Origin of the sequence: Cupriavidus sp. KB_39 (assembly GCF_052114485.1) — a bacterium.
Lineage (GTDB): Bacteria > Pseudomonadota > Gammaproteobacteria > Burkholderiales > Burkholderiaceae > Cupriavidus.
Genome location: NZ_JBFREV010000175.1, coordinates 1 through 554, shown reverse-complemented (window position 1 = coordinate 554; position 554 = coordinate 1). Strand labels below are relative to the sequence as shown.

The 554-nt window shown below is 65.2% G+C and carries 1 protein-coding gene; it reads left to right on the top strand.

Annotated features, from left to right (window positions below):
• A partial coding sequence (locus AB4Z27_RS29370) for an RHS repeat-associated core domain-containing protein (protein ID WP_441646026.1) occupies positions 1-554 on the top strand: 554 nt, incomplete at both ends.

Here is a 554-nt window from a genome sequence, read left to right as displayed (position 1 = left end):
TACGACGCGCTCGGGCGCAGGCTGGTCAAGTCGTCCTCCGCCCACGGCGTCACGCTCTATGGCTGGGACGGCGACCAACTGGCGTGGGAAAGCCGGCCAGACCGCAGCACGCACTATGTCTACGAGCCCGGCACCTTCGTACCGCTGGCGCAGGCGGTACGCCATGACGCCATCGCCCTGCATCGCCAGCCCGATTACGCAGGCGACTACGACATCGATGAGGATCCGCTGTGGACCGAGGACATCGCCCCGCAGCCGTTCGACGCCATCGCGTGGTACCAGTGCGACCACCTCGGCACACCGCAGGAGCTGACCGATGAAGCCGGCGAGATTGCCTGGAGTGCGCAGTACCAGGCATGGGGCGCCGCGCGCGAGGTCATCTCCGAAGCGGCGCGCAAGGCAGGTATTGCCAACCCACTGCGCTTCCAGGGCCAGTATTACGACCAGGAAACCGGGCTCCATTACAACCGGCACCGGTACTATGATCCGGTAAGCGGGCGGTATGTCAGCAAGGACCCGATTGGGCTGGAAGGCGGGATTAATGCCTACGCGTA